General features: G+C 57.3%; 1 protein-coding gene. It reads right to left on the bottom strand.

Annotated features, from left to right (window positions below; translation table 11 throughout):
- Nucleotides 1–206: NAD-binding protein (locus tag FDX04_RS12170; RefSeq protein WP_170975159.1), on the bottom strand; the 206-nt coding region annotated here is incomplete at both ends.

Raw genomic sequence — 206 nt, 5'->3', positions numbered from 1 at the left:
AGCGCCTGCATCATCTCCATGACTGCAGCCGTCAGCGGTAACTGAGCGCCAACACCATGCGAGGTATCCAGCGCATTGGCCAGATCTTTAATATGCAGGTCAATGCGGAAACCTGGTTTAAAGTTGCGGTCCATCACCATCGGCGCTTTCGCATCCAGTACGGTGCTGCCCGCCAGCCCGCCACGGATCGCCTGATACACCAGATC

Source organism: Citrobacter sp. wls615, assembly GCF_005281355.1.
Lineage (GTDB): Bacteria > Pseudomonadota > Gammaproteobacteria > Enterobacterales > Enterobacteriaceae > Citrobacter > Citrobacter werkmanii.
The sequence above is the reverse complement of the archived record's forward strand: the minus strand, read 5'-3'. Positions and strand labels throughout refer to the sequence as shown.